A 25,910-nucleotide genomic window follows, 5' to 3' on the forward strand; every position below is an offset into this window, starting at 1 on the left:
GGGGGGTTGCTGGGGTGCGGCTGGGGTTTGGGCCGGCGGGGGGCCGCCAACCCGGTGTAGTTTGCGGTGGTTCACGTTGGGGCCGCCCCGGGCCCGGCACTACCATGACCGTCGCGGTCATTTCGGCTGGTAACGCACGCTCAGCTGGTATTCGCGGCCGGGTTGGTTGAACCACGCCACCGTCTCGTAGCGGCGGTCGAACACGTTGGCGGCACGTGCCAGCAGCGACCACGCCGGCGTCAGCGCGTACTCGGCGCGCAGGTCCAGCGTGCCGTAGCCACCGACCTTCACCGCGTTGGCGGCATCGTCATAGCGCTTGCCCGCACCCTGCACGGTCAGGCCGGCGCGGAAATCGCCGAAGCGGCGGTCGACGTCCAGGCGCGCGGTCTGCTGTGCACGGCGCGGCAGCCAGTTGTCGAACTGGGTGCTGCCATGGGTGCGGTTGCGCGGGTCGGTGTAGCTCAGCTGCGCGTTGAGGTCGAAGCCGGCCAGCAGCACGCCACCGGTCAGTTCGGCGCCACGGATGCGCGCCTTCTCCACCTGCTGCATTTTCATCGTGGACGCATCGTAGGTGATCAGGTCATCGATGCGGGTCTCGTACACGTCCAGGCCCCAATGCCAGCCCTGGCCCTGCTGCGAAACACCGAGGTTGGCGCTCTTGGACTTCTCCGGCTTCAACGTCGGCACGCCGCTCCACGGGTCGTACAGGTCGCTGAAGGTCGGTGCCTTGAAGGCGGTGCCGTAGCTGGCATTGACGCGCAGGCCGTGGTCCAGCTGCATTGCCCAGCCGAGACTGCCGGTGGCGTGGTTGCCGAACTGCTGGTTGTCGTCGTTGCGCGCGCTGGCCTGCAGCTGGTGGCGGCCGAAGCGGCCCTGGTACTGCACGAATACACCGGTGTTGCGGCGGCTGTCGACAAGGTAGCCCGCGCTGCTGCCATCCAGGTTGTCTTCGCTCCAGTCCACGCCGGTGCTCAGCAGCTGGCTTCCGGTCAAGGTGAAGTCACCCTGCAGCGAGGCGCTGTCGCGGTGGGTCTGCGCGCTGCCGCGTGCGCCGAAGTCGCCGAAGTTGTCCGACTCGTTGTCGCTGCGGCCGACGTTGGCGGTGAAGGCCAGGCGCCCGGACGGGGTGTAGCGCACCTTGCCGGCCAGCACCTGCTGGCGGATTTCCGAGTAGTTGTAATAGCCGTCGTAGTGGTTCCTGCCGTCGGCGCGCAGCGCACTGCCTTCCACATTCCACTGGTCGTTGAAGGTGTAGCCGCCACGCAGGCTCTTGGACAGGTTGCGGTAGCCGTCGCGGTCGGGTTCGTCGGCGAAGCAGCCGGTGAACAGCGTCGCCGAGCCACGGCAGGCATCGACGCCATCGGAATGCTGGTAGGCGATGTCGGCGCCGAACCAGCCGCGTTCGGTGCCACCTCCGATGCCGCCGCTGGCTTCGCGCAGGCCGTTGCTGCCACCACCGAGCTGGAAGTGCGGAGCAAAATCGCCCTGGTTGCGGCGGGTGAAGATCTGGATCACGCCACCGATGGCGTCGGCGCCGTACAGGCTGGACTGCGGGCCGCGCACGATTTCCACGCGTTCGATCTGCGCCAGCGGCAGGTCCTGGTACATGGCCAGGCCGAGGTCGGCACTGTTGATGCGCACGCCATCGACCAGCACCACGGTGTGGCCCGAGTTGGTGCCGCGCAGGAACAGCGAGCTCTGCTTGCCGAGCCCGCCGGCATTGGTCAGGTTGATGCCGGCGCGGCCGCGCAGCAGTTCCTGCAACGAGGTGGCCTGACTGGATTCGATCTGCGCGCGGTCGATCACCTGGGCTGGTGCGATGCTGTCCTGCAGGGCGATCGGGGTGCGGGTGGCGGTGACCAGGATCTGGTCGAGCGCGGTGGTGTCATCGGCGGCCTGGGCCAGCGCGGGCAGGGCGGCCAGCACGGCCAGGGACAGCATTCGGGACTGCAGCTTCATGGGGGACTCCAGGTGCCACGCACGCCCGCGTGGCGAAGGGGAGGAGCCGCGAAGGCAGGCATGCGCCGACGCCGCAGCGCAGGCTGCGGTCATCCAGCGCCATGCCCACCGCACCGCGACCTGAGGCTTCCGGGCCGGTCTCCGGGCTTGCCGCCGGGTGGCGCGAGGCCACCGTCCAGGCGCCTTCCCATGCCTGCGGCACAGTGGCGTTGTTGCCTGGAACTGACGTGCTTACCGTTGCGGGGGCAGCGCCGGCCTGGCGTGGATTCACGCGTCACCGGCTTCCCGTTTCAACCTGCCGGCCATGGCCGCAGGTCACCTGGAAGTGCGCGCAGTCTACGGCATCGCAGGCGGCCCGTAGCGTCGAGCGTACCCGACTGCCTTTGCTGTGCCCTTAGAATGGTCCCTCGATCCCGTGGTGCCGTTGCCGATGTCCGCCCGTTTTCCGCTGTTCCCGCGTTGCCTGTACAGGACGCACGCATGATCCTCGACCTGGTCCGCCATGCCGGCAACGGTCGCGATGAGTTCCTCGATGGCCGCAGCGATCCACCGCAGCTGGCCCGCCTGCCGCAGGAACTGGTCGACGCCTACGCTGCGCAGCCCTGGGAACGGGTGATCAGTTCGCCGCGGCTGCGCTCGCTGCACACGGCGATGGCCCTGGCCACCCCGCGCGGGCTGGACGTGGAAGCGGAGGAGGAATGGGAAGAGCTGGATTTCGGCGATTGGGACGGGCAGTCGCTGTTCGACCTGCCGGAGGATGCACTGGCGGCCTTCCATGCCGATCCGCATGCATTCCCACCGCCCAACGGTGAAAGCTGGGGCCACTTCGAGCGGCGTATCGCGCGCGCGCTGGATCGACTGCTCGATGATGACGACCCGGTGCCGACGCTGGTGGTCAGCCATGGCGGCCCGCTGCGCATGGTGCTGTCGCAGGTCTGCGGCCTGCCGATGTCGCTGTGCTGGGCACTGCGCATCGACCACGGCACGCGCCTGCGGGTACGGCTGGAACGTGGCGAAGCCGGGCTGGCAGGCGAGCTGCTGGAACTGCAGCAGCCGTAACCCATCGGTAGTGCCGGCCGCTGGCCGGCAGTCTCGGGAACGCTGCGAAGATCATGCAGTTGCCGGCCAGCGGCCGGCACTACCAGGCCGTCAATCCTCGTCCGCATCCTCGGTCACGCTGTCTTCCGCGTCATCGTCGGCATCGAAGCGCTGCTCATGCACCGGACCCGACGCCGGGCCGGCCGCCTTCAGCGGATGCGCGGCGATGCGTGCTTCGTAATCCTGCACCAGCGCCTCACGCTGCGGCTCGCTCAGTTCCTGCCAGTGGCAGTCCAGCAGCGCGCCTTCCAGCGAGTACAGCAGGTTCAGGCTGGGCTTGAAGCCGGCGCGCTTGACCTTGACGAAGGCGCCGACTGCGCCGGTCGCAACCAGGTCCTCGCGGCTGCGCAGGCCGACCTGGCGCAGCCACGCTGCACTCTTGGGGCCGATGTTGCGCAGCTTCGGCGCGCTCATCCCAGCGCCTCGACGAACACGCGGGCGATGGCTTCCAGGCCGGCCTGGTCATCGGCATCGAAGCGGCCGATCTTGGGGCTGTCGATGTCGAACACGCCGATCAGTTCATCGCCGCGCAGCAGCGGCACCACCAGTTCCGAACGCGAGGCCGAATCGCAGGCGATATGGCCGGGGAAGGCATCGACGTCGTCCACGCGCTGGGTCACGCGCTGGCTGGCGGCGGCACCGCACACGCCCTTGTCCAGCGGGATGCGCACGCAGGCCGGCAGGCCCTGGAACGGGCCGACCACCAGTTCCTTGCCGTCGTACAGGTAGAAACCCACCCAGTTCAGGTCGGGCAGGGCGTGGTAGACCAGTGCGGAGAGGTTGGCCGCGTTGGCGATGCGGTCGGACTCGGCGTAGACCAGGCCACGGGCCTGTTCCAGCAGCTGGGCGTATTGTTCCGGCTTGCTGCCGGTAAGCGAGGCATTGGCGAACATGCCCGCAGTCTAGCAAGCGCGCCGGGCCGACGATAATGCACGCTCTGTTGCCCTGTTGGAGCCCATCGATGCCGTTGCCCGCTACGCTGCCGCCCGCCCTGTTCATTACCGGCACCGATACGGAGATCGGCAAGACCGCGGCCAGCACCGCGCTGCTGCATGCGCTGCGCCGGCGTGGCCTGCGCGCGGTGGGCATGAAACCGGTGGCCAGCGGCAGCGAAGACCTGGGGCAGGGCCTGCGCAACGAAGACGCGCTGGCGCTGCAGGCAGCCAGCTGGCCGGTGCCGGACTATGCCGATCTGAACCCGTATGCGCTGCGGCAGCCGCTGGCACCGGAGCTGGCCGCTGCCGAGGACGGCGTGCAGGTGGAACTGGCGCCGATCGTCGCTGCGTTCGCGCGACTGCGCGCACAGGCCGACATCGTGGTGGTGGAAGGCGTCGGTGGGTGGCTGGCGCCGGTCTCGGCCACGCTGGACCAGCTGGACCTGGTGCGAGCACTGCAGTTGCCGGTGCTGCTGGTGGTGGGCATGCGGCTGGGCTGCGTCAACCATGCGCGGCTGACTGCGCAGTCGCTGCAGGCCAGCGGCGTGCAGTGCCTGGGCTGGATCGGCAACCACATCGACCCTGCGATGCAGCGCCAGGATGAGAACATCGCCACGTTGCAGCAGCGCCTGCCGATGCCGTGCTGGGGACGGCTGCCGCATCTGCCGGGTGCGGATGGCGAAGCGCTGAGCGCGCACCTGCTCGAGTGATCCTGGGTAGTGCCGACCGCTGGCCGGCAACCGCATCCACCCGGTGATCCCGATGTTGCCGGCCAGCGGCCGGCACTACCGTGCTGCGGCCGCCAGCTCCCGCGCGATCGCGCCCAGTCGTTCCACCGCGCCGATGAAGCGCGCATCCAGGGTCTGGCAGCACGACAGCCGCAGGCAGTGGCGGTATCGCGCGCCACGTGAATAGACCTGGCCGGGCATGAACACGATGTCCTCCTGCAGCGCTCGCTCGAACAGCTCGCGCGTATCCACGCCCGGCAGTTCCAGCCACAGCAGGAATCCGCCCTGCGGTTCGGTGGCGCGGGTGCCGGCTGGGAAGTGCTCGGCCACCAGCTGGCGCAGCCGTCCCACCTGTTCGCGGTACAGCCGGCGCATGCGATGCAGGTGGTGCTCGTAGCTGCCCGCTTCCAGATACGCCGCGACCGCGTCACCGAGCAGCTGCGGCTCGCCGCCGGTGGACTGGAATTTCAGCAGCGCGATGCGCTCGGCGAAGCGGCCGCCATCCAGCCAGCCGATGCGGTAATCCGGCGCCAGTGTCTTGGAGAAACCTCCGACCACCATCACCCAGCCGTCGCGATCGAAGGCCTTCAGCAGGGGCGCCGGCGGTTCGCAGAACTGCAGCTCGGCGTACACCGCGTCCTCGATCAGCGGCAGCTGCCGTGCGTTGACCAGCTCGGCCAGGCGCTGCTTGGCGGCGGTCGGCATGGTGCAGCCGAGCGGGTTGTGCACGGTCGGCATCACCACCAGTGCGGCCAGCGGTGTGTGCTGCAGCAGCGCGTCCAGCGCGTCCACATCCAGTCCGTGCTGCGGATGGGTGGGCAGCTCGATGGCCTGCAGGCCGAGGTTGGCCAGCAACGGATACAGGTTGAAGTAGGACGGTGCCTCGATGCCGACCGCATCACCGGGCTGGGTGACCGCGCGCAGCGCCAGCTGCAGGCCCTCCATCGCACCATGGGTCAGCAGCAGGCGTTCGCTGTGGGTGTGCAGCCCCATGCGCGGGCCACGCCGCACGATCTGCGCCAGCAGCCGTGGCGAGCCGTTGGGGCGCGCGTAGGTCTCCACCGTCTGCTGGCCGTGGCGCAGCACCTGTGCGGTATGCCGGGCCAGCTGCGCGCCCGGATAGAACTGGCGCCCGCGCGGACCGGCAAAGGCCAGGTCGATCACACCGGGGCGGCGCTGTGCTTCCAGCACGCGGGCCATCAGCACCTGCTGCAGTGGTGCGGTGGGTGCGGACGGGGTATCACGCAGCGAACGCTCTGGCACCGACAAGCGCGGCGCCACCTCGAAGCCGGCTTTGGGCCGCGGAATGACCAGGCCGGCGTCCTCCAGCTGGCGATAGGCGGCAATCACCGTGTTCAGGCTGAGCCTGCGCTGCAGGGCCATCTGCCGCAGCGAAGGCAGGCGGCTGCCAACCGGAAGGCGTCCGCCGTGGATGGCCTCGGCCAGCTCATCGGACAGCCGTTGGTAGCGGGGTGGGATCATCGCGCTCTGGTCATCTGTATCCATCGAATTTCCCACCATCTGGTGCTGTACCCATGATGATGGCGAGCCTAGCATGTCGTTGTCGGCCGGGCCTGATCGGGGCACGGCCGATACTTCCCAAACGCACGGCTGGATGGCCGTGCGTCTTTTTCTGTGTGTAGAGCCGAGCCCATGCTCGGCTGCACTCCCGCCAACAGCAGCCGAGCGTGGGCTCGGCTCTACAGAGAGCACCGCCGAGCGTCGGTCAGCCCAAGGGGGAATGCCGGCTACCGCATCGGCACCAGCACCGCCTCGCGCCGGTACAGCGCCGGGAACTGCCTGCCCAGCGCGGCCAGCTTCGGTGCGTCGTAGTAGCGGATGTAGGCCGCCTGCGGGTAGTTGGTCATGTAGTTCTGGTGGTAGCTCTCGGCCGGGTAGAAGCGTTGGCCGCTGACCAGCTGGGTGACGATCGGCGCGCGGTAGCTGCCGGCCTGGCCGAGCTGGGCGATGTAGGCGCGGCTGGCAGCCTGCTGGCGTGCGTCGTCACTGAAGATCGCCGAGCGGTATTGGCTGCCGTGGTCCGGCCCCTGCCGATTGAGCTGGGTCGGGTCGTGCACCACCGAGAAGAACACCTGCATCAGCTGCCCGTAGCTGACCTGGCGCGGGTCGTAGTCGATCTTCACTGCTTCGGCATGGCCGGTCTGGCCACCGCTGACGCGCTCATAACGCGCATTGGCCGCACTGCCACCGATGTAGCCGGACACGGCATTGCTCACGCCCTTGACGTGCTGGAACACGCCCTGCACACCCCAGAAGCAACCACCGGCGAACACCACGCTGGCGTGGCTGGCGTCATCGCGGAACGCCGCATCGCCGGTGGGGGCCGGCAGTGCCTGGATCTGCGCGCTGGCCTCGACCGGCGCCGCAATCGCGCCGTGGTCAACCAGCAGCACACCGGCAATCAAGGCCGTGGCCACCAGGCCGGCCACACCGGCGGCGATGCCCTGTTCAAAGGAGAGTTTCATCATGTCCTCCCGGTTCAACCGAAGGTGAAGGCATAGGCCTGCACGCCCGCATCGAGGAACTCGATCTCGAAGCGATGCGGACCGACTGCGCCGCGCTGGCGCACCAGCTGGTACAGGCGGTGCTCGTCGACCACGCCACTGCCATCGGCACCAACATCACTGCCGGCATCGGCGGCGGGCAGCGCTTTGCCGTCCAGCCAGACGCGGAAGCGCACCGGCCTGCCGTCCTCGCTCGGTGCCAGCACCAGGTGCAGGTCGCGCGCATGGAACTGGAAGGCGATGCGGCCGCCGGCCTGCTGCAGCTGTGCGGCCTCATCGGTGACGGTCCAGCGCCCGGACAGCCCCCACTGGTTCAACGCCAGGGTGGCCGGCAGCGTGTAGTCGAACGCGGCGTCGCTGCGCTGCCCGCCGGGCGAGGCGAACTGCTCGGCGCGGGCGTGGCCCAGGTAGGTTTCCGGCGAACGCAGGTTGCCCATGTCGGCCTGCACGGCCACGCCCTTCAGGCCGGCGGCAGCGGGATCGGCCGGTGGCGGCAGATTGGTCTGCCCGGCTTCGGTCAGCAGGCGACGGATCATCTGTTCCGAGCGCGCATAGTTGCCCTCGCCGAACTGGTGGCCGCGGATATTGCCCTGCGCGTCGACGAAGTACTGCGCCGGCCAGTAGCGGTTGTTGAAGGCGCGCCAGATCGTGTACTGGTTGTCCAGCGCCACCGGGTACTCGACCTTCAGCTGCTGCACCGCTTTCATCACGTTGCGTGGGTCACGCTCGAAGGCGAACTCCGGCGTGTGCACGCCGACCACCACCAGGCCGTGGTCGCGGTAGCGTCGCTCCCATTCGTGCACGAACGGCATCGCGCGCAGGCAGTTGATGCAGGAATAGGTCCAGAAATCGACCAGAACCACCTTGCCGCGCAGCTGCTGTGCACTCAGCGGCGGGCTGTTGAGCCAGCCAGTGGCACCGTCCAGCGCGGGCAGCGTGCCCTCCACCGGCAGCGCTGCATCGGCACCGGCATTGGCGCCGGCCATCATCATCGGCGGTGCCGCCGGCTGCGCGCCGGGCACTGCATCCAGCAGGCGTTGCTCGATACGGGCGGTGCTGACCGTGGACAAGCGGGTCAGCAGGCCGGTATCCCAGCCGAGGCCGATCGCCACGACGGCCAGCAGCGCGGCCACACCCAGCACCTTGCGAAGTGCATCGCCGAGGCCGAGCCGCGCCTGCATCGCGCGGAACACCCGGCCGCCGATCCACACCGCCAGCGCCAATGCGGTGATCGCACCCAGTGCGTAGGCCAGCAGCAGCGCAGTGGTACCGACGCTGGCGCCATGCAGGGCGGCGCCGGTCAGCACCAGACCGAGGATCGGCCCGGCACACGGTGCCCACAGCAGGCCAGTGGCGATGCCGATCAGCAGCGAGGTCCACGCGCCGCCGTGCCCCGCGGCATCCGCCGCATCGGCGCGCGCACTCAGGCGGGCACCCATGCGCTGGAACGGCGCCAGCAGGTGGTCGGCCAGTCGTGGCCAGAGCAGGGCGACCGCGAACAACGCCATCAGCAGCAGGGCGACCCAGCGTCCGACCTGGTTGGCCTGTGCCACCCATTGGCTGCCCACCGCGGCCAGGCTGGCGACCACGGTAAAGGTAAGCGCCATGCCCAGCAGCAGCGGCAGCGTGCTGCGCAGGAACGGGCGATCGGCACGCGCGAACACGAACGGCAGCACCGGCAGGATGCAGGGGCTGAGCAGGGTCAGCGCGCCCCCCAGATAGGCAAGCAGCAACAGCAGCATCGTCAGGCTCCGGAAGCAGGGGAAGAACCGACCGGCACCCGCCAGCCGTCGGCAGTGCCATCCGTGGCGCCGGGAGCGAACACCATCGCCGCACCGTTCATGCAGTAGCGCAGCCCGGTGGGGCGTGGCCCATCGTTGAACACATGGCCGAGATGGCCGCCGCAGCGGCGGCAATGCACCTCCACCCGCAGCATCCCGAAGGTGACGTCGCGGTCTTCGCCGATGGCGTTGTGCAGCGGCGCCCAGAAGCTGGGCCAGCCGGTACCGCTCTCGAACTTGGTGGACGAGGAGAACAGCGGCAGTGCGCACCCGGCGCAGGCGAAGGTGCCCTGCCGGTGTTCCTTGTTGAGCGGGCTGCTCCAGGGGCGCTCGGTGGCCTGCTGGCGCAGCACCGCGTACTGCGCCGGCGTCAGTCGCTGGCGCCACTCGGCATCGCTGTGCATGACCTCGAACTGTCGCGACGGGCGCGCTTCGGCGGCGGCCGGGGCGGCGCGGCTGCAGGCCCCCAGGCCGAACAGGCCGGCGGCGGTGGCGACACCGCCCAGGCCCAGCAGATGGCGGCGGGAGAGGGACATGGCGGACTCCGGGAAGGGGCGACGGGGCCATGCTGCGCCCGCCCGGGTCAACGAATCCTCACGCAGGATTCAATTTTTCGTGAGGTATCGGCGGCCGTCCCGCGCCACAATGCAGCCAGCCTCCCCACTGGCCCCGAGCTGCCGATGTCGACCAAACGCGTGCTGATCGTTGAAGACGATGCCCACATCGCCGACCTGCTGCGCATGCACCTGGGTGATGAGGGCTACGACGTCGCCCATGCCGCCAGCGGCGATGCCGGCCTGCGCCTGCTCGAGCAGGACGGCCCGTGGGATGCGCTGGTGCTGGACGTGATGCTGCCCGGCGTGGACGGGCTGCAGGTGTGCCAGCGCGCACGCGCGATGGCGCGGTATGTCCCGATCATCATCATCAGCGCGCGCGGCAGTGAAACGCAGCGCATCGTCGGCCTGGAACTGGGCGCGGACGATTACCTGGCAAAACCCTTTTCGATGCCGGAACTGGTGGCACGGGTACGTGCGCTGCTGCGCCGCGCCGAGGCGATGGCGCAGAGCGCGCGCATCGATGCCGGCGCGATCGAGCTGGGTGGGCTGCAGCTCGATCCGGTCGCGCGCACCGCTTCGGTGGATGGCAACACGCTGGAACTGACGCCGCGCGAGTTCGACCTGCTGCTGTTCTTCGCCCGTCATCCGGACCAGGTGTTCGCGCGCATGGAACTGCTCAACCAGGTCTGGGGCTACCAGCACGATGGCTACGAGCACACGGTCAACACCCACATCAACCGCCTGCGCAGCAAGATCGAACCCGACCCGGCCAACCCACGGCGGTTGCTGACGGTGTGGGGCCGCGGCTACAAGCTGGTCGACCCGGCCGGGGCGGCGGCATGATCAAGCCGAACCTGTGGCAGAAGCTGGCGGTGGTGACCGCCGCGCTGATGCTGATGTGCTGCATGGCGCTGCTGGCACTGCAGATGCGTGCCAACACCCGCCACGAGCAGGAAGTCGTGCAGCGGCTGTCGCTGGGCCTGGCCGAACACATCGCCCAGCGCAGCGAGCTGATGGACACCAGCGGCATGCGCGATGCCGCGGTGCGCGCGCTGTTCGGCCAGCTGATGGCGGTCAACCCCAGCGTCGAGGTCTACCTGCTGGACGACCAGGGCCGCATCCTCGGTCACGATGCACCCAGTGGACATCTGGTGCGCAACCGGGTGGACGTGGCGCCGTTGCGTCGCCTGCTGGCCGGTGCACCGCTGCCGATCCTCGGCGATGACCCGCGCAGCGCCGATGGCCGCAAGGTGTTCAGCGCTGCACCATTGATCGTGCAGGGCCGGCCGGCCGGCTATGTGTACGTGGTGCTGGTCGGCGAGCACCGGCAGATGCTCGCCGACGATCTTGCCGCCGGCAGCCAGTGGAACACCACGCTGTGGTCGGTGGTGCTGGTCGGCAGCCTCGGCCTGTTGGCCGGGCTGGTCGCATTCTACTGGGTGACGCGTCCGTTGCGGCGGCTGACCCGGCGGATCCAGGCCTTTGACATCGATGCGCCGACGCCGCTGCCGCCGCCGGAGCCGCTGCGCGCTGGTGAGCGCGACGAACTGGTGATCCTGGAACATGCGCACGCGCAGATGGCGCAGCGGCTGGGCGAGCAGTGGCAGCAACTGCGCCAGCAGGATCTGCAGCGCCGTGAACTGGTCGCCAACATCTCGCACGACCTGCGCACGCCGTTGTCGTCGCTGCACGGCTACCTGGAAACGCTGGCGTTGAAGGACGCCACGCTGTCACCGGATGAGCGCCGCCGCTATCTCGGCATTGCGCTGGCACAGAGCGCCAAGGTCGGCCGGCTGGCGCGCGCGCTGTTCGAACTGGCGCGGCTGGAGCACGGCGAAGTGCGGCTGGAGTGGGAAGTGTTTGCGCTGCCGGAGCTGCTGCAGGACGTGCTGCAGAAGTTCGAACTGGCGGCACAGGCGCGTGGCCAGCAGCTGCACGCGGCGTTTCCGCCTGGCCTGCCGCTGGTCCGTGCGGACCTGGGCCTGGTCGAGCGGGTGCTGACCAACCTGCTCGACAACGCGCTGCGCCATGCACCCGAGGGTGGCCAGATCGAGGTGCGCCTGCGCGCGACCGCCGACAGCGTGGAGGTCTGCGTCGCCGATGATGGCCCCGGGGTAGCCCCGGCGCTGCGTACCCAGCTGTTCCAGGCACCGGCCGCGCTCGGCGCGCGGCGTGGCGACAACGGCGGATTGGGCCTGTTGATCGTGCAGCGCATCGTGCAGTTGCATGGCCGCCGCATCGAACTGCGCGACAGCGAACGAGGCGCGCTGTTCGTGTTTGCCTTGCCGCGCGCGGAAACGGCGGTCTAGCAGGCTGCCTCGGCCTCCACGACACCGCCGGTTTCCAGCGGCAGGTGCAGGCGGATGCAGGCGCCGCCCAGCGCCGAATCGGTCACCTCGACCTGGCCGCCATGCTTGTCGGCCACCACCTGCACCAGCGCCAGCCCGAGGCCGAAGCCGGGGCTGCCCGGGTCCAGCCGCACATAGGGTTGCAGCACCTGGCCGCGCAGTTCCGGTGCGATGCCGGGGCCGTCGTCCTCCACCTGCAGGCACAGCCAGCCGTCATTGACCGTGCTGGCGATGCGGATCTGCCGACGCGCGTAACGCAGCGCATTGCCGAGCAGGTTGCGCAGCGCCAGTTCCAGCATGTGCCGGTTGACGTTGACCAGGCCCACCGGCGACAACGCCTGCTGCACCGGCATCGGCAACGGTGCGAACTGGGCCATCACGCCGCGCACCAGCGCCGCCAGCTGCAGGCGCTGTCGGGTCAGCTGATGGCAGCGACCGAGGGCGGCGTACTCGACGCCGGCATCGGTGAGGTGCTGCAAGCGATCAACGTCGGTGCGCAGCCCGCCCAGTGCATCGCGCTGCACATCATCGAGCGCGGTGTCCTCCAGGTCGGCCAGGCCGAAACGCATCCGTGCCAACGGCGTGCGCACCTCGTGCGCGACCGCCTGGGCCAGCACGCGCTGGCTTTCCAGCAGCTGCTGCAGCTGCTCGGCCATGTGGTTGAAGGCGTTGGCCAGCGGCCGCACCAGCGCGGTGCCGGCGCGCGGCGCACGCGTGTCCAGCTGGCCGTCGCGCATGCGGCGGGCCGCCTGGGCCAACTGCGAGACGTCGCGCCACAGCCGGTACACCATCACGTACATCGGCAGTGCCACCGCCACCATCAGGATCAGCAGCAGGATCGCCACACCGGATACTTCGCTGTCCTGCCAGCCTTCGTCCGGCAGCGCCTCGTCCAACGGGCCCAGCATCACGGCGTAGTCGCTGTCGCCGATCCGCTGCAGGCTGCGCATGTGCTCCAGGTCGATCTGTACGCGGCCGTTGTTGAACGGCGGGCGCTGGCTGGCCGGCAGCGCCTTCACCGCCTCGGCCAGCGGCACCATGCGCAGCGCGTAGGCGAAATCGGCGTCGAGTTCGCGCGCCAGTGCCGGCCACTGCTCGCGCGGGGTTTCGGCGAAGCGATGCTGCAGCAGCGCGTGCGTGCCGCGCATCTCGGCCTGCAGGCCGGCTTCGGTGCGGTCTTCCAGCAGGGCGTCCCAGGCCCACAGGCCCAGCACGATCAACAACAGGTGGGCGACCAGGAAACCGATGCCGTAGCGCAGGAAGTGGAAGGCGTGGCCGCGCATCGCCGACGGTGTGCGTTTCATCCCCATGCCGAGCGGCTGAACAGGTAGCCGCGGCCACGGACGGTCTTGATCCGTTCCGGCTGCTCCGGGTTGTCGCCCAGCTTGCGGCGCAGGCGCGAGATGCGGGCATCGATTGAGCGGTCCAGGCCATCGAAGGCGATGCCACGCAGGCCGCGCAGCAGCGCGTCGCGGTCCAGGATCTGGCCGGCATTGCTGGCCAGCAGGAACAGCAGGTCGAACTCGGCGGTGGTCAGCTCCAGCAGGCTGCCCTGCAGGTGCACGTTGCGGGTGGACGGGTCGATGCTCAGCTCGCCGAAGCGCAGGCTGCCGTCACGCGGTTCGACCCGGCGGTGGCGGCGCAGGTGGGCGCGCAGGCGGGCCAGCAGCACCCGCGGTTCGATGGGTTTGCCGATGTAATCGTCGGCCCCCAGTTCCAGGCCCAGCACCTGGTCGATGTTGTCGGTACGGGCGGTCAGCACGCAGATGATGCCGTCATAGTGGGGCCGGATCTGCCGACACACTTCGAAACCATCCTGGTCGGGCAGGCCCACATCGAGCAGCACCAGGGCCGGCTTCTCCGCCAGGATCCGGGCCACGGCGCGCTCGCCGCTGCGCTCGTGGGCCACCTGGTAGCCATGCCGTTGCAGGTAGTCGCTGACCATCGTTCCCAGGCGGGCATCGTCTTCGACCAGTACGATATCCAGCATTTCCAAGGCCTCCGTGGGCGCAAACGTACCGCCACGGCACGAGCGCGGCGATGCTATCCCAGGCTTCGGGCCGCCCGGGTCCCGGGGGCGGGCGCCATTCAGCCGGGGTTGCTGGCGCGCGGGCCGGGTCTCAGTCCCGGCAACAACTTGGCGGCCAGCATAGCCTGTTGCTGTTACAAAACGTTACCTTCGTGATACGGCTGGTGACGATCGCTGACAGCAAAGCGACTGACGCCGCGCGCCCCCGCGCCGAGCATGGAGTCTCCTCCGCTCCGCGTGCCGTCCCCATGTCGCCCGCCGCCCCCTGCCTGCCGAACCTGTCCCGCCGCTGCCAGTGCGGAGGCTTCCGATGAGCGGCGTGGTCGGGGCCTGGCTGCCGCCCGCCGAGGATGAGCAGCTGCTGCAGCAGCTGGCCCCGATGCTGCGCGCGCTGCAGCAGCGTGGGCGTGGCCGCATCGGCTACTGGACCGACGCCGAGGCCGGCCTCGCGCTGGGCCATTGCCGGGCGCCGACCGATACGCCGTTGCAGCCGCTGAGCTCGGACTGCGGTCGCTACGTGCTGTGCCTGGACGGCCGCCTGTACAACCGCGGCGACCTGCAGGCGCAGCTGCGCGATCTGCCCCGCAGTTGCAGCGATGCGCGGCTGCTGCTGCAGGCGATCGTCGAATGGGGCGTGCAGCGGGCGCTGTCGCGCATCGAAGGCGCCTTCGGTTTCAGCGTCTGGGACCGGGAGTCGCGCGTGCTGTGGCTGGCCCGTGATCCGGTGGGCGAGCGGCCGCTGTATTACGGCTGGTACCAGGGCCAGTTCCTGTTCGCCTCGGAGTTGAAGGCGCTGCAGGCATTCGCCGGCTTCGCGCCGAGCATCGACCAGGATGCCCTGAGCCTGCTGCTGCGCCACGACTATGTGCCGGCGCCGCACACCATCTACCGTGGCATCCACAAACTGGTGGCGGGCGCGATGCTGCGTATCGATCTCAGCGACCATGCCGCGGGTTGCTCCAGCCAGGCCGCGCAGGGCGGCGCGCGTTACTGGTGCGCACGCGACGCGATGCAGAGTGCACTGCAGGAGCCGCTGCAGCCGGCGCCGAGCCTGGAACAGGCCACCGACCAGCTTGAAGCGGTACTGCAGAAGGCCATCGCCTCACGCATGCACTCGCCCCTGGCGTGCGGCGCGTTCCTGTCCGGCGGTACCGACTCCTCGCTGGTGACGGCGATGATGCAGGCACAATCGACCCTGCCGATCGAAGCGTGGACGGTCGGCTTCGACGATCCGGGGCATGACGAGAGCGACTGGGCGTCGCAGGTCGCGCGCCATCTGGGCGTGCAGCACCACCTGCATCGCATGGACGCGCGCCAGGGCCTGGACCTGCTGCAGCGCCTGCCGCAGGTCTGGTGCGAACCCTTTGCCGACGCTTCACAGCTGCCGACGTTGCTGGCCAGTGAACTGCTGGGGGCGCGCAAGCCGGTGGCACTGACCGGTGACGGTGGCGATGAACTGTTCTTCGGGCATCCCAGCTATGGCCGCGCGCTGCGCAATGCGCGCCTGTGTGGTGGCCTGCCGGACTGGGTACGCGACCTGGCGCGGCGCAGCGGCAACCGCATGAACGTCGAGCGCGGCCGCCTCGGTGGTTGGCGCGCCCTGGTGGCCGAGGTGGCTGCCAATGATGTGGAAGGCCACTACCTGCAGCGCGTGACCCGCTGGCGGCAGCCGGCGCAGGTGGTGCTGGGTGCGCGCGAACCGGTGACGATCTTCCAGCAGCAGGACACGGCGCTGCCGGCCGAGGCGCGCATCCAGCTGCTGGATTTCCGCATGGACCTGGCCGAGGGCATCCTGGCCAAGGTTGATCGCGCGGGCATGGCGGCGGGTGTTGAAACCCGTGCACCGCTGCTGGACATGGAGGTGGTGCGCCTGGCCTGGCGGCTGCCGCAGCACCTGAAGTACCACGATGGCGAGCACAAGCTGATCCTCAAGCACCTGCTGGCGCGCTACCTGCCGGAACCGCTGGTGTATCGCCCCAAGCGCGGCTTCGGCCCGCCGATGGCCCGCTGGCTGGCCGGTCCGTTGCGCGACTGGGCGGAGGCACTGCTGGATCCGCAGCTGCTGCGCAACCAGGGCTGCTTCGATGTGGCACGCGTGCGTGGTGTCTGGGAGGCGTTCCTGCGGGGCGAGCGCAAGTGGCACACACACCTGTGGAACGTGCTGATGTTCCAGGCGTGGCACCAGCACTGGCACGGTGGTCGCGGGCGCTGAGCCGTTCCTGCATCGCGTGCGGCGGGTTCAATCTGCGCGGCGCAGGGCGGATGCCCTTGCGTACGAATGTCCTCCGGCGCCGGCCGTTGGCCGTCACCTCCCCCTTTACTTCGTACGCAAGGGCCTCCGCCCGGCGTTGGGAGTTTGTCGGCGCCTCATTGAAGGCAGATTGTTCGCAGCCTTACCCACCGCAAGCCGAGCCTCGTCGGGGCGGGCAGGGGGTTGGGCAAAGTAAAGGAGGAGGGGACGGCCAACGGCCGGCGCCGGGGGACATTTGCCCAGGCCCCTGCCTGTCTCGGCGGGGCCCGTCAGTTCGCGGGGAATCGGGACGAAGACATGCGTGCGGCGGGTTCAATCTGCGCGGCGCAGGGCGGATGCCCTTGCGTACGAATGTCCTCCGGCGCCGGCCGTTGGCCGTCACCTCCCCCTTTACTTCGTACGCAAGGGCCTCCGCCCGGCGTTGGGAGTTTGTCGGCGCCTCATTGAAGGCAGATTGTTCGCAGCCTTACCCACCGCAAGCCGAGCCTCGTCGGGGCGGGCAGGGGGTTGGGCAAAGTAAAGGAGGAGGGGACGGCCAACGGCCGGCGCCGGGGGACATTTGCCCAGGCCCCTGCCTGTCCCGGCGGGGCCCTTCAGTTCGCGGCGAATCAGGACGAAGACACGCTTGTGGCGGATGCATTCTGCGCGGCGCAGGACGGATGCCCTTGCGTACGAATGTCCTCCGGCGCCTCGTTGAGAGGCTGCCGCGCGTGCTGCGCTCTCCTCACCGCACGCCGAGCCTCGTCGGGGCAGGCAGGGGTCTGGGCAAAGTAAAGGAGGAGGTGACGGCCAACGGCCGGCGCCGGGGGACATTTGCCCAGACCCCTGCCCGCCCCGGCGGGGCCCTTCAGCCTGCAGAGACGTCGCACGAAGACGCGCTTCGGTATCGAAACGACAAGCAAAAAAAGACCCGGCAGAGGGAGGGATCTGCCGGGTCCGGATTGCGTGGGGGGAGGGACCCACGCAATGAGTGTTGCGTCGCGTCAGTGGTTGTTCGCGTCCGCCGTTGATTCGTTGTAGCCCTGCACCAGTTCGGACCAGGCCTTGCTGGCCTGCAGGCCGAGACCGACCACGTCCTGCTGGGCCTGGCCCAGCCGCTGCAGGTTGTCCTGCCACAGCTGCGCGCCCTTGGAGAGCGTCCCGGCCGCATCCTCGCCGCGGGCCAGTTCACCCAGCCAGCCGCCGGTCGCAGTCAGGTTGCGCTCCATCACCTTCAGCTGCACGCCGAACATGCTTTCCGCGTTCTCCAACGCCAACCGGTTCGCGCGCGTTGCCGCGGCGGCGAGCTGGCGGGTGGCATCACTGAAGCGATCGCTGAAGGCGGCGGCCATGGGGGGCGTCAGGGAGTGGCTTGATGCATTGCAGCATACGCCCTTGATGCGGCAATGCAACAAAAATAACAAAGGCGCGCGGGGCGCCTTTGAAACACCTTTCAGATCAATGGGTTGATCAGGCAGTGGGGCCGCGGTAACGGCACCCCGACGTGCAGGTTTCGTGCACGGTGATCTCGCTCAGCGCCGGCAGGCCGGGCTTGAGCTCGTTCCAGATCCACACCGCCAGGTTCTCGCTGGTCGGGTTCTCCAGACCGGGGATGTCGTTGAGGTAGTGATGGTCCAGGCGATCGTAGATCGGCTGGAAGGCCGCCTTCACGTCACCGAAATCCATGATCCAGCCGGTCTGCGCACCCGGCTCGCCCTCGACCTTCAGTTCCACCCGGAACGAGTGGCCGTGCAGGCGCGCGCACTTGTGCCCCGGCGGTACGTTGGGGAGGCGGTGCGCCGCCTCGAGCATGAAGACTTTGAAGATTTCCATGGCGCAATTGTACGCCGCAGGTGGCCGGCCATCCTGAGCGGATGCCGGGCTCTCGTGAAGTAACTCTTTCCATCCGGATGAAGAGATGATAGTTTCTCTTATATCCGTATGAAGAGATGTTATTGGCCGGACCCGGGCCAGGCATGGACTACTGCGGAACTTCATCGCCCTTACCACCTCCCCCACATCGTCATGCCCAAGCACTCCCTGCTCGTGGCGGCCCTGGCCGTCGCTCTGGCCGCGCCTTTGTCTGCCGCCGCCGAAACCTCCGCCGACGCCAGTGGCGAAGCCAGCACCCTGGCCGCCGTGCGTGTCACCGGTTCCAACATCAAGCGCACCGATACCGAGGCCTCCAACCCGGTGCAGGTGATCGGCCGCCAGCAGCTGGAACAGACCGGCAAGGCTACCGTGGCAGATGTGCTGCGTTCGATCTCGGCCAACACCGGCAACGCCAGCAACGAAACCACCAACAACGGCTGGGCCTCCGGCTCGGCCGGCATCGGCCTGCGCGGCCTGTCGCAGAAGAACACGCTGGTGCTGCTCAACGGCCGCCGCCTGGCCAACTATGGTTTCCCGGCCGGTGGCCTGTCTGACACCTTCGTCGATCTCAACGCGCTGCCGCTGGTCGCGGTCGAGCGCATCGAAGTGCTCAAGGACGGCGCCTCGGCGGTGTACGGTTCCGACGCCGTGGCCGGCGTGGTCAACATCATCACCCGGCAAAACTTCGAAGGCGCCGAGATCGGCGGCAGCTTCGGCGGTGCCGACCAGGGCGGCCTGCACGAGCAGAACCTGAAGTTCGTCGGTGGCCTCGGTGATCTGGACACCGACGGCTACAACATCCTCTTCAGCCTGCAGGGCTACAACCGCGAGCGCCTGGACCAGGACGAACGCAACCTGACCAAGAGCGGCATCTACACCGACAAGCCCGGTGGCCGCTGGAACGGCTGGTCGGCCAAGGGCGCGCGCTACCTGGTCAACGGCGTGTCGGTGCCGATGCTCGACGCCAACGGCAACTGCCCGGTCGGTACCACCCGCGTCGCCAGCGCGCCGATCGACGGCCTGGCCGGCGACACCTGCGGCTTCAACCAGGCCCCGTTCACCACGCTGATCCCCTCGACCAAGCGCTACCAGGCCTATGCCAACGGTACCTTCCGCCTGAACGACAACGTCGAAGCCTTCGGCGAAGTGCTGTACAGCCAGATCAAGAGTGCCGCATGGTTCGGCAGCAGCCCGTTCTTCACCCTGGAGAGCGGCCGCTTCGCATTGAACGCAAACAGTGGCCTGGCCGAACCGGTGTCGTCGCTGCTGCCGGCCAACAATCCGTACAACCCGTACGGCCGTGCGATCCCGATCGAATACACCTTCTTCGACCTCGGCGGCACGATCAAGACCAACCGTTCCACCGCCTATCGCGGCGTGTTCGGCCTGCGTGGCACCACTGCGAACTGGGACTGGGAAGTGGCTGCATTCGGCGCACGCAGCAGCGAGCGTGAGAGCGTGTCCGGCGGCTTCGCCAATCGCTGGGCGCTGGCCGATGCGCTGGCCACCGGCAGCTACAACCTGCTGAATCCGGCGGCCACGCCGCAGTCGGTACGTGATTCGATCAACATCGCCACGCTGCGTCCGGCCGAGTCCAAGCTGCAGGGCGTCGACGCCAAGATTTCCGGCAGCCTGGGCCACACCTGGGCTGGCGAGATCGGCTTCGCCGCCGGTGCCGAGTGGCGCCGCGAGAAGCTCGATTCCAACAACCCGTGGCAGATCGATGCCGGCCTGCAGGTGCGCCCGGCCATCGCCGAAGTACATGGCCAGCGCCAGGTCAGTGCCGCCTACGCCGAAGTGAACGTGCCGCTGGCCTCGACCCTGGAACTGTCCGCCGCCGCGCGTGCCGATCACTACGATGATTTCGGCGATGCGTTCTCGCCGAAGATCGGCCTGCGCTGGCAGCCGCTCGATTTCCTGCTGGTGCGTGCCTCGGCGTCGAAGGGCTTCCGTGCACCGTCGCTGTCGGAGAACTCCAACAGCACCAGCATCGCCTACGGCAGCGTGGCCGACCCGCGTGATCCGGACGTGCCGGGCTCGCGCCAGAATCCGACCTTCTTCACCGTTGGCAACAACGCACTGAAGCCCGAGCGCACCAAGAGCGTGAACTTCGGCGTGGTGCTGTCGCCATGGGCCAACACCAACCTCAGCGTGGACTACTACCGCATCCAGCTGGACAACCTGGTCGGCACCAACAACACCCAGACCCTGGTCAACGACAACGTGGCCGGCGCCGTGCAGCGCGACGAGCGCGGCAAGCTGCAGGCCGTCTACAACCGCTACCAGAACCTGAGCGAGCTGAAGACCTCGGGCATCGACGTCGAGCTGCGCCAGCGCATCCCGACCGCTGCGCTCGGCGACTTCACCGTGTCCTCCGCCTACACCCACGTGCGCGACTACCGTCGCCCGACCGTGGTCGGTGGCCCGCTGGTCGACTACGCCGGCAGCAACCTCGGCGCGACCCTGCCCAAGGGCAAGGCCACCACCACCCTGGACTGGAAATACGGCGACTTCAACGCCGCGGTGACCTGGTACTACACCAGCAGCTACCGCCAGGAGGCCAGCACCGCCGCCAAGGCCGTGCAGCAGCGCGTCGGCAGCTACAGCCAGTACGACCTGTACCTGGCCTACACCGGCATCGACAAGCTGACGGTGTACGCCAAGGTGCAGAACCTGGCCGACAAGACGCCGCCGTACGATGCCTCGTTCCCGGGCATCCGCGCGCCGTACGACTTCAGCCAGTACGACCTGCGCGGCCGCTACTTCACGCTGGGCTTCGACTACCGCTTCTGATCCACCCGCTGCGACCGGTCTCCCCAAGGGACCGGTCGCGCGACCGCCTGCCGTTGTGTTCCAGGGGAGTCACTGTGTCCTTGCATCGTCGTGCCGTTCTTCCGTTGCTGCTTGCCGCCGCCACCGCACTGTTCCAGCCGCAGCCGGTACAGGCACAGAGCACCTACTTCTTTCCGCAGGCTGCCGATGCAGCGGCGTTCGATACCGCCGTGCCCACGCCGGAGCAGTTCCTCGGCTATCCGATCGGCAGCCGTTACACCCGGCACGACCAGCTGGTGGCGTACTTCCAGGAACTGGCCCGGCGCTCGGACAGGATCAGCGTGCGCGAGATCGGCCGCAGCTATGAGGGCCGCCCGCTGTTGATCGCCACTGTCACTGCCGCAGGCAACCACGCGCGGTTGGAACAGATCCGCCAGCAGCACGCGACCCTGGCCGATCCGGCGCAGCCGCGCAGTGCGGCGGGCGACAGCCCGGTGGTGGTGTGGCTGGGATACAGCGTGCATGGCAACGAGACCTCCAGTGCCGAGGCGGCGATGCTGACGGCTTACTACCTGGTGGCCAACCGCAGCGCCGAAACCCAGCAGTGGCTGCAGCAGGCGGTGGTGCTGTTCGACCCGGCGCAGAATCCGGACGGTCGCGATCGTGCCGCCAACTGGCACAACGCGTGGGCCTCCGATCCGGCCTCGGCCGACCCGGTCGACAAGGAGCACGTCGAACCGTTCCCGCAAGGGCGCACCAACCACTACTTCACCGATCTCAACCGCGACTGGCTGGCCCTGACCCAGCAGGACTCGCGGCCGAAGGTGGAGGTGTTCCACCAGTGGTACCCGAACGTGCAGATCGACTTCCACGAAATGGGCAAGGACAGCACCTACTACTTCGAGCCCTCGCCGAAGAGCATGCACAGTCCGCTGATTCCCGCGGCGTCGTACGAATTCAACAAGACCCTGGCCAGGTACCACGCGCAGGCGCTGGATGCGCTGGGCTCGCTGTACTACACCGGCGAGAACTTCGACAACTTCTCGCCGGTATACGGCTCGACCTACCCGGACTTCCATGGTGCCGTCGGCGTGACCGTCGAACAGGCCAGCTCGCGCGGCCGCGTGCAGGAATCGGTGAATGGCCTGCTGACGTTCCCGTTCACCATCCGCAACCAGGTCGCCACCGGGCTGGGCACGGTGCGTGGCGCAGTGACCGAGCGCAGCGGCCTGTTCGACCTGCAGAAGCAGTTCTTCCAGAGCGCGCTGAAGCAGGCCGCACAGCAGCCGGTGAAGAGCTTCGTGTTCGGTGATGCGCATGACCCGGCCCTGACCCGTCGCCTGCTGGAACTGTTGCTGCTGCATCGCGTCGAGGTGCGCGCGCTGGATCGTGCCGTCACTGTCGATGGCCAGCGCTTCGATGCCGGCAGCGCCTACGTTGTGCCGGTCCAACAGGCGCAGTTCCGCCTGGTGCATTCGATCTTTGCCGAGACGCCGCCGATCAAGGGTGATGTGTTCTACGGCAGCACCAGCTATGCAATCGCACCGGCCTACGGCGTGGCCTTCGCCGGTAGCCGCAGCCGTATCGAAGGCGGTGCACGCGTGACCGCGCTGCCGGCGGCGCAGGGCGCGGTGCTGGGTAGCCAGGCCGGATTTGCCTACGCGATCGACTGGCGCGACTACAACGCCGGGCGCGCGCTGGCTGCACTGCAGGGCAAGGGCGTGAGCGCACGTGCGGCATTCCGGCCGTTCACCACCGCGACCGCGCAGGGCGAGGTCAGCTTCGCCGCCGGCAGCCTGGTGATTCCGGTGATCGGGCAATCGCTGCAGGGCGCAGCGCTGCTTGAGGCAGTGACGTCGGCCGCGCGCGAGGCGGGTGTGCAGGTGCACGCATTGCCCAGCGGCCGCAGCCGCGAAGGCATCGACCTCGGCAGTGACGGCGTCAAGGCGCTGCGCAAGCCCACGGTCGCGCTGGTGATGGGCGAGGGCGTGGCTGCCACCGAGATCGGTTCGGCGTGGTTCCTGCTCGACCAGCAGCTGCACCTGCCTGCCAGCAAGCTGGACCCGCAGCAGCTGGGCAAGGTGCCGCTGGACCGCTACACCACGATCGTGCTGTCCGGCGGCACCTACACCGGCATCGATGCCACGGCGGTGGCCGCACTGAAGCGCTGGGTGCAGGCCGGAGGTTCACTGGTGACCTACGGCAGCGCCTCGAAGTGGGCGATCGAACAGAAGCTGGCCGACGGCGAGAAGCTCGGAAAGGAAGAAGAGACTGCCGACGAGAGCCGCCGTGCGTTCGGCGACCAGCGCGACATCGCCGCGATCGAGCGGGTCAGCGGCAACATCCTCAGTGCCGACGTGGATACCAGCCATCCGTTGGCGTTCGGCGTGCCGCGCCGGCAACTGGCGATCAACAAGGAAAACACGGTGACGCTGCAGCCGAGTGCGAACCCGTTCTCGACGGTGGTACGCATCGACGCGCCGCCGCGGGTGAACGGTTACTTGTCCGAGCGCAACCGCACGCGGGTGGCGGGCAGCGCGTGGCTGCTGGTGTCGGCGCAGGGGCAGGGTAACGTGGTGCTGTTCGCCGATGATCCGGCGCATCGCAAGTACTGGCATGGCACGGACCGGCTGCTGATCAACGCGATCTTCTTCGGGAATCTGGTGAATCCGAGTAAAGCGCGGGGTTGAGGGTTTGCGCGCCTTGATTGATGCGTGTGGGGGAGGCCGGGCGGGCTGCGCAGGACACGCCGTAAACCCCTACTTGGGGGCTCGATGGCGCCATCCATGGCGCCAACGGTCCTGCGCAGCCCGCCCGGCCTCCCCAAGACAGTTTCCAGCGGGCGCGGACGCGTCAGACCCCAAGGCGGGAGCGAGGGCAAAAGCAAAAGCAAAGCCAGGAATTGCGACTTCGGCTTTTGCCTTTGAATTTGAATTTGAATTTGATCTTTCTTCTCCCGGCTACCCGGCGGGAGAAGAAGGCGCAGGCAATGCTTGAAGCGGATGGGCATGGGGCCAGCGCAAAACCGTGAGGCGCATGGATGCGCCGACCGAGCCCCCATGGATGGGTTTACGGCGTGTTTTGCGCTGGCCCCATGCCCATCCGCCCTCAGCGCAACACACCGCCAGCTTCTACTCACGGTAGCCAGCAACAAAAAAAGGACGGCGCGTCAGCGCCGTCCCTCGGTAAGAAGCCCCGCGCAGCGGGAAGCGCCATCCATGTCAGCTGGGATCAGCCGGCGCGACCGCCGCCGTTGCCACCCTGGCCGCGGCCACGGCCGCCACCATTGCCGCCACCGCCACGACGCTGGCCCTGACCCGCGCCCGCACCGGCACGCTGCTGGCCATTGCCACCGCCCTCGCGGCGGCCACCACCGGCCTTCTTCGGGCCAGCATGCGCATGGCGCGGCGCATCGCCGTGCGGACGGCGCGCGTGGCTCTTGCGCGGTGCGCGCTCACCGGTATCGTGCTCGGCCTTGCCCGGCGCACTGTTGCCCCAGCGGATCGGCGTCTGCAGCTCGAAGCCCGGCACATCGCGGATGTCCATGTCGCGGCCCAGCAGGCGCACGATCGCGCGCAGCAGCTTCACTTCATCCTGCGCCACCAGCGAAATCGCCTGGCCGGTCGCGCCGTTGCGGCCGGTGCGGCCGATGCGGTGCACGTAGTCCTCGGCCACCATCGGCAGGTCGAAGTTGATCACCTTCGGCAGCTCGTTGATGTCGATGCCGCGCGCGGCGATGTCGGTGGCCACCAGCACGGTCACGCGGCCGGCCTTGAAGTCACCCAGCGCACGCAGGCGCTGGCCCTGGCTCTTGTTGCCGTGGATGGCCGCCGTCTTGATGCCCGACTTTTCCAGGAACGTGGCCAGCTTGTCGCTGCCATGCTTGGTGCGGGCGAACACCAGGGTCTGTTCGCGGCTGTCCTGCGCCAGCAGGTGCAGCAGCAGGTCGCGCTTGCGGCCGGCGTCGACCGGATGCACGCGGTGGGTGATGGTTTCGGCCACGGTGTTCTTCGGCGTTACCTGGATCTGTTCCGGGTTGCGCATGAACTCCAGCGCCAGCTGGCGGATGTTGTCCTCGAAGGTGGCCGAGAACAGCAGGGTCTGGCGGTTCTGCTTCGGCAGCTTGGCCAGGATGCGCTTGATCGACGGCAGGAAGCCCATGTCGAGCATGCGGTCGGCTTCGTCCAGGATCAGCACTTCAATGCCGGACAGGTCGACGCTGCGACGCTCAAGGTGGTCGATCAGGCGGCCCGGGCAGGCCACCAGCAGGTCCACGCCACGGCGCAGGATGTCCAGCTGGTTGCCCATGCCGACGCCGCCGTAGATGCAGGCGCTGGGGATGCGCAGGTACTTGCTGTAGCCACGCAGGCTGTCATGCACCTGGGTGGCCAGCTCGCGGGTGGGGGCCAGGATCAGCGCGCGTGGCTTGCGCGGGCCGGCACGTACCTCCTGCGAGGCGGTGCCCAGGTGCTGCAGCAGCGGCAGGCCGAACGCGGCGGTCTTGCCGGTGCCGGTCTGTGCGCCGGCCAGCAGGTCGCGACCGGCCAGCGCCAGCGGGATCGCCTGCTGCTGGATCGGGGTCGGGTTTTCGTAGCCCTGCTCGGCGAGCGCGCGCAGCAGGAAGGGCGCCAGGCCCAGCGATTCAAAAGACATTGAGTTTGCTCCAAGTACAAGAAACGCCTGTCCGAGCGGACAGACGGGGGCAGATCAAACTGATCGGCTGACTCGGAGCGTTCCCGTGAACCGCGCTGCGAGAATTGGGTGCAGCCGGCACGAAGCGCAGGCTGGAATGCGTGACGAACGGCGTCGGAGTGGGGGCGGGCGAAGAGGGCGGACCCTGGTCGCCGGCGATCCCGGAGGGAAACGGACGGCCGCTGCAGACTCTGCAAGTCTAAACGATGTTCGAGACTTCGCGCAAAAAGGCCTGTTCAGGTAGGGGGTGTCTGCAGGGCTTGCAGCCCTGCACCCGCGGGGCCAGAGCCACGTCAACGTCAAAAGCTGGCTTCCTGAGGGTTGGCGGGGGGGGGCCGGTTGATGGGGGCGCCGGAAAACCAAACAAGGGGGCTAGGTCGCGGC

General features: G+C 68.4%; 19 protein-coding genes and 1 riboswitch. Of the genes, 7 read left to right on the forward strand and 12 right to left on the reverse strand.

The features are described 5' to 3' along the window. Window positions 1-117 precede the first annotated feature (117 nt). A complete protein-coding gene (gene btuB, locus AC5JLE_RS12255; RefSeq protein ID WP_032959224.1) occupies window positions 118-1,959 on the reverse strand; it encodes a TonB-dependent vitamin B12 receptor in 1,842 nt (613 codons plus the stop codon). 115 nt (window positions 1,960-2,074) lie between these two features. Continuing rightward, window positions 2,075-2,297: riboswitch (cobalamin riboswitch) on the reverse strand. 142 nt (window positions 2,298-2,439) lie between these two features. On the opposite strand from btuB, the gene AC5JLE_RS12260 reads away from it, so the two are divergent. Next, entirely contained in the window at window positions 2,440-3,018 is a 579-nt protein-coding gene (locus AC5JLE_RS12260; protein ID WP_049408270.1) for a histidine phosphatase family protein, read from the forward strand. Window positions 3,019-3,108: 90 nt separating this feature from the next. Here the strand turns inward: AC5JLE_RS12260 and AC5JLE_RS12265 are convergent, their stop codons facing one another. Together AC5JLE_RS12265 and AC5JLE_RS12270 are read right to left on the reverse strand one after the other, a co-directional pair. Further along, window positions 3,109-3,471, reverse strand: coding sequence for a TfoX/Sxy family protein (locus AC5JLE_RS12265; protein ID WP_014645820.1), 363 nt, complete (start codon window positions 3,469-3,471; stop codon window positions 3,109-3,111). Next, a complete protein-coding gene (locus tag AC5JLE_RS12270) occupies window positions 3,468-3,950 on the reverse strand; it encodes a GAF domain-containing protein (protein ID WP_032959222.1) in 483 nt (160 codons plus the stop codon). Before AC5JLE_RS12270 ends, AC5JLE_RS12265 begins: the two co-directional genes overlap by 4 nt. Before the next feature lie 68 nt (window positions 3,951-4,018). Here AC5JLE_RS12270 and bioD point away from each other — a divergent pair, with 68 nt between their 5' ends. Beyond that, window positions 4,019-4,702 carry a dethiobiotin synthase gene (gene bioD / locus AC5JLE_RS12275; RefSeq protein ID WP_032959221.1) on the forward strand — a complete coding sequence of 228 codons (684 nt, stop codon included), beginning with the start codon at window positions 4,019-4,021 and terminating at the stop codon, window positions 4,700-4,702. A gap of 75 nt (window positions 4,703-4,777) precedes the next feature. On the opposite strand, the gene AC5JLE_RS12280 is transcribed toward bioD, so the two are convergent. The 4 genes from AC5JLE_RS12280 to msrB form a co-directional block, all read right to left on the reverse strand. Beyond that, entirely contained in the window at window positions 4,778-6,226 is a 1,449-nt protein-coding gene (locus AC5JLE_RS12280) for an aminotransferase-like domain-containing protein (protein WP_014645822.1), read from the reverse strand. A gap of 242 nt (window positions 6,227-6,468) precedes the next feature. Next, window positions 6,469-7,206, reverse strand: a complete 738-nt coding sequence (gene msrA, locus AC5JLE_RS12285) for a peptide-methionine (S)-S-oxide reductase MsrA (protein WP_032959274.1) — start codon at window positions 7,204-7,206, stop codon at window positions 6,469-6,471. Window positions 7,207-7,220: 14 nt separating this feature from the next. Next, window positions 7,221-8,987 carry a cytochrome c biogenesis protein DipZ gene (locus AC5JLE_RS12290; RefSeq protein WP_164110307.1) on the reverse strand — a complete coding sequence of 589 codons (1,767 nt, stop codon included), beginning with the start codon at window positions 8,985-8,987 and terminating at the stop codon, window positions 7,221-7,223. A gap of 2 nt (window positions 8,988-8,989) precedes the next feature. Next, window positions 8,990-9,562: a peptide-methionine (R)-S-oxide reductase MsrB gene (gene msrB / locus AC5JLE_RS12295; protein ID WP_032959218.1), complete on the reverse strand. Its 573-nt coding sequence runs from the start codon at window positions 9,560-9,562 to the stop codon at window positions 8,990-8,992. 144 nt (window positions 9,563-9,706) lie between these two features. Here msrB and AC5JLE_RS12300 point away from each other — a divergent pair, with 144 nt between their 5' ends. After that, window positions 9,707-10,426: a response regulator transcription factor gene (locus AC5JLE_RS12300; RefSeq protein ID WP_014645826.1), complete on the forward strand. Its 720-nt coding sequence runs from the start codon at window positions 9,707-9,709 to the stop codon at window positions 10,424-10,426. Then, window positions 10,423-11,892, forward strand: a complete 1,470-nt coding sequence (locus tag AC5JLE_RS12305; protein ID WP_032959213.1) for a sensor histidine kinase — start codon at window positions 10,423-10,425, stop codon at window positions 11,890-11,892. The genes AC5JLE_RS12300 and AC5JLE_RS12305 overlap by 4 nt, the downstream gene beginning before the upstream one ends. Here AC5JLE_RS12305 and AC5JLE_RS12310 read toward each other — a convergent pair. After that, window positions 11,889-13,235: an ATP-binding protein gene (locus AC5JLE_RS12310; RefSeq protein ID WP_046428672.1), complete on the reverse strand. Its 1,347-nt coding sequence runs from the start codon at window positions 13,233-13,235 to the stop codon at window positions 11,889-11,891. The genes AC5JLE_RS12305 and AC5JLE_RS12310 overlap by 4 nt on opposite strands. Continuing rightward, complete coding sequence (locus AC5JLE_RS12315; protein WP_014645829.1) at window positions 13,232-13,921, reverse strand: winged helix-turn-helix domain-containing protein; 690 nt, start codon at window positions 13,919-13,921, stop codon at window positions 13,232-13,234. Before AC5JLE_RS12315 ends, AC5JLE_RS12310 begins: the two co-directional genes overlap by 4 nt. Window positions 13,922-14,270: 349 nt before the next feature. Here AC5JLE_RS12315 and asnB point away from each other — a divergent pair, with 349 nt between their 5' ends. Further along, window positions 14,271-16,172 carry an asparagine synthase (glutamine-hydrolyzing) gene (gene asnB / locus AC5JLE_RS12320; protein WP_049419261.1) on the forward strand — a complete coding sequence of 634 codons (1,902 nt, stop codon included), beginning with the start codon at window positions 14,271-14,273 and terminating at the stop codon, window positions 16,170-16,172. Window positions 16,173-17,194: 1,022 nt separating this feature from the next. On the opposite strand, the gene AC5JLE_RS12325 is transcribed toward asnB, so the two are convergent. Continuing rightward, entirely contained in the window at window positions 17,195-17,542 is a 348-nt protein-coding gene (locus AC5JLE_RS12325; protein WP_014035870.1) for a phasin family protein, read from the reverse strand. A gap of 118 nt (window positions 17,543-17,660) precedes the next feature. Continuing rightward, window positions 17,661-18,023, reverse strand: a complete 363-nt coding sequence (gene queD / locus AC5JLE_RS12330) for a 6-carboxytetrahydropterin synthase QueD (RefSeq protein WP_014645831.1) — start codon at window positions 18,021-18,023, stop codon at window positions 17,661-17,663. 192 nt (window positions 18,024-18,215) lie between these two features. Between queD and AC5JLE_RS12335 the strand changes: the two genes are divergently transcribed. Both AC5JLE_RS12335 and AC5JLE_RS12340 read left to right on the forward strand, forming a co-directional pair. Further along, window positions 18,216-20,855: a TonB-dependent receptor plug domain-containing protein gene (locus tag AC5JLE_RS12335; RefSeq protein ID WP_496065332.1), complete on the forward strand. Its 2,640-nt coding sequence runs from the start codon at window positions 18,216-18,218 to the stop codon at window positions 20,853-20,855. A 74-nt stretch (window positions 20,856-20,929) separates the two neighbouring features. After that, window positions 20,930-23,524 carry a M14 family zinc carboxypeptidase gene (locus AC5JLE_RS12340; protein ID WP_496065333.1) on the forward strand — a complete coding sequence of 865 codons (2,595 nt, stop codon included), beginning with the start codon at window positions 20,930-20,932 and terminating at the stop codon, window positions 23,522-23,524. Between the two features lie 541 nt (window positions 23,525-24,065). Here the strand turns inward: AC5JLE_RS12340 and AC5JLE_RS12345 are convergent. Continuing rightward, window positions 24,066-25,487, reverse strand: coding sequence for a DEAD/DEAH box helicase (locus AC5JLE_RS12345; RefSeq protein WP_014035874.1), 1,422 nt, complete (start codon window positions 25,485-25,487; stop codon window positions 24,066-24,068). Window positions 25,488-25,910 lie beyond the last annotated feature (423 nt).

It is taken from the genome of Stenotrophomonas sp., assembly GCF_059505245.1.

Bases quoted from the DNA above. Each gene is read 5' to 3' on its own strand.
- btuB (WP_032959224.1), bottom strand. From the start codon at position 1,959: ATGAAGCTGCAGTCCCGAATGCTGTCCCTGGCCGTGCTGGCCGCCCTG.
- AC5JLE_RS12260 (WP_049408270.1), top strand. From the start codon at position 2,440: ATGATCCTCGACCTGGTCCGCCATGCCGGCAACGGTCGCGATGAGTTC.
- AC5JLE_RS12265 (WP_014645820.1), bottom strand. From the start codon at position 3,471: ATGAGCGCGCCGAAGCTGCGCAACATCGGCCCCAAGAGTGCAGCGTGG.
- AC5JLE_RS12270 (WP_032959222.1), bottom strand. From the start codon at position 3,950: ATGTTCGCCAATGCCTCGCTTACCGGCAGCAAGCCGGAACAATACGCC.
- bioD (WP_032959221.1), top strand. From the start codon at position 4,019: ATGCCGTTGCCCGCTACGCTGCCGCCCGCCCTGTTCATTACCGGCACC.
- AC5JLE_RS12280 (WP_014645822.1), bottom strand. From the start codon at position 6,226: ATGGATACAGATGACCAGAGCGCGATGATCCCACCCCGCTACCAACGG.
- msrA (WP_032959274.1), bottom strand. From the start codon at position 7,206: ATGAAACTCTCCTTTGAACAGGGCATCGCCGCCGGTGTGGCCGGCCTG.
- AC5JLE_RS12290 (WP_164110307.1), bottom strand. From the start codon at position 8,987: ATGCTGCTGTTGCTGCTTGCCTATCTGGGGGGCGCGCTGACCCTGCTC.
- msrB (WP_032959218.1), bottom strand. From the start codon at position 9,562: ATGTCCCTCTCCCGCCGCCATCTGCTGGGCCTGGGCGGTGTCGCCACC.
- AC5JLE_RS12300 (WP_014645826.1), top strand. From the start codon at position 9,707: ATGTCGACCAAACGCGTGCTGATCGTTGAAGACGATGCCCACATCGCC.
- AC5JLE_RS12305 (WP_032959213.1), top strand. From the start codon at position 10,423: ATGATCAAGCCGAACCTGTGGCAGAAGCTGGCGGTGGTGACCGCCGCG.
- AC5JLE_RS12310 (WP_046428672.1), bottom strand. From the start codon at position 13,235: ATGAAACGCACACCGTCGGCGATGCGCGGCCACGCCTTCCACTTCCTG.
- AC5JLE_RS12315 (WP_014645829.1), bottom strand. From the start codon at position 13,921: ATGCTGGATATCGTACTGGTCGAAGACGATGCCCGCCTGGGAACGATG.
- asnB (WP_049419261.1), top strand. From the start codon at position 14,271: ATGAGCGGCGTGGTCGGGGCCTGGCTGCCGCCCGCCGAGGATGAGCAG.
- AC5JLE_RS12325 (WP_014035870.1), bottom strand. From the start codon at position 17,542: ATGGCCGCCGCCTTCAGCGATCGCTTCAGTGATGCCACCCGCCAGCTC.
- queD (WP_014645831.1), bottom strand. From the start codon at position 18,023: ATGGAAATCTTCAAAGTCTTCATGCTCGAGGCGGCGCACCGCCTCCCC.
- AC5JLE_RS12335 (WP_496065332.1), top strand. From the start codon at position 18,216: ATGCCCAAGCACTCCCTGCTCGTGGCGGCCCTGGCCGTCGCTCTGGCC.
- AC5JLE_RS12345 (WP_014035874.1), bottom strand. From the start codon at position 25,487: ATGTCTTTTGAATCGCTGGGCCTGGCGCCCTTCCTGCTGCGCGCGCTC.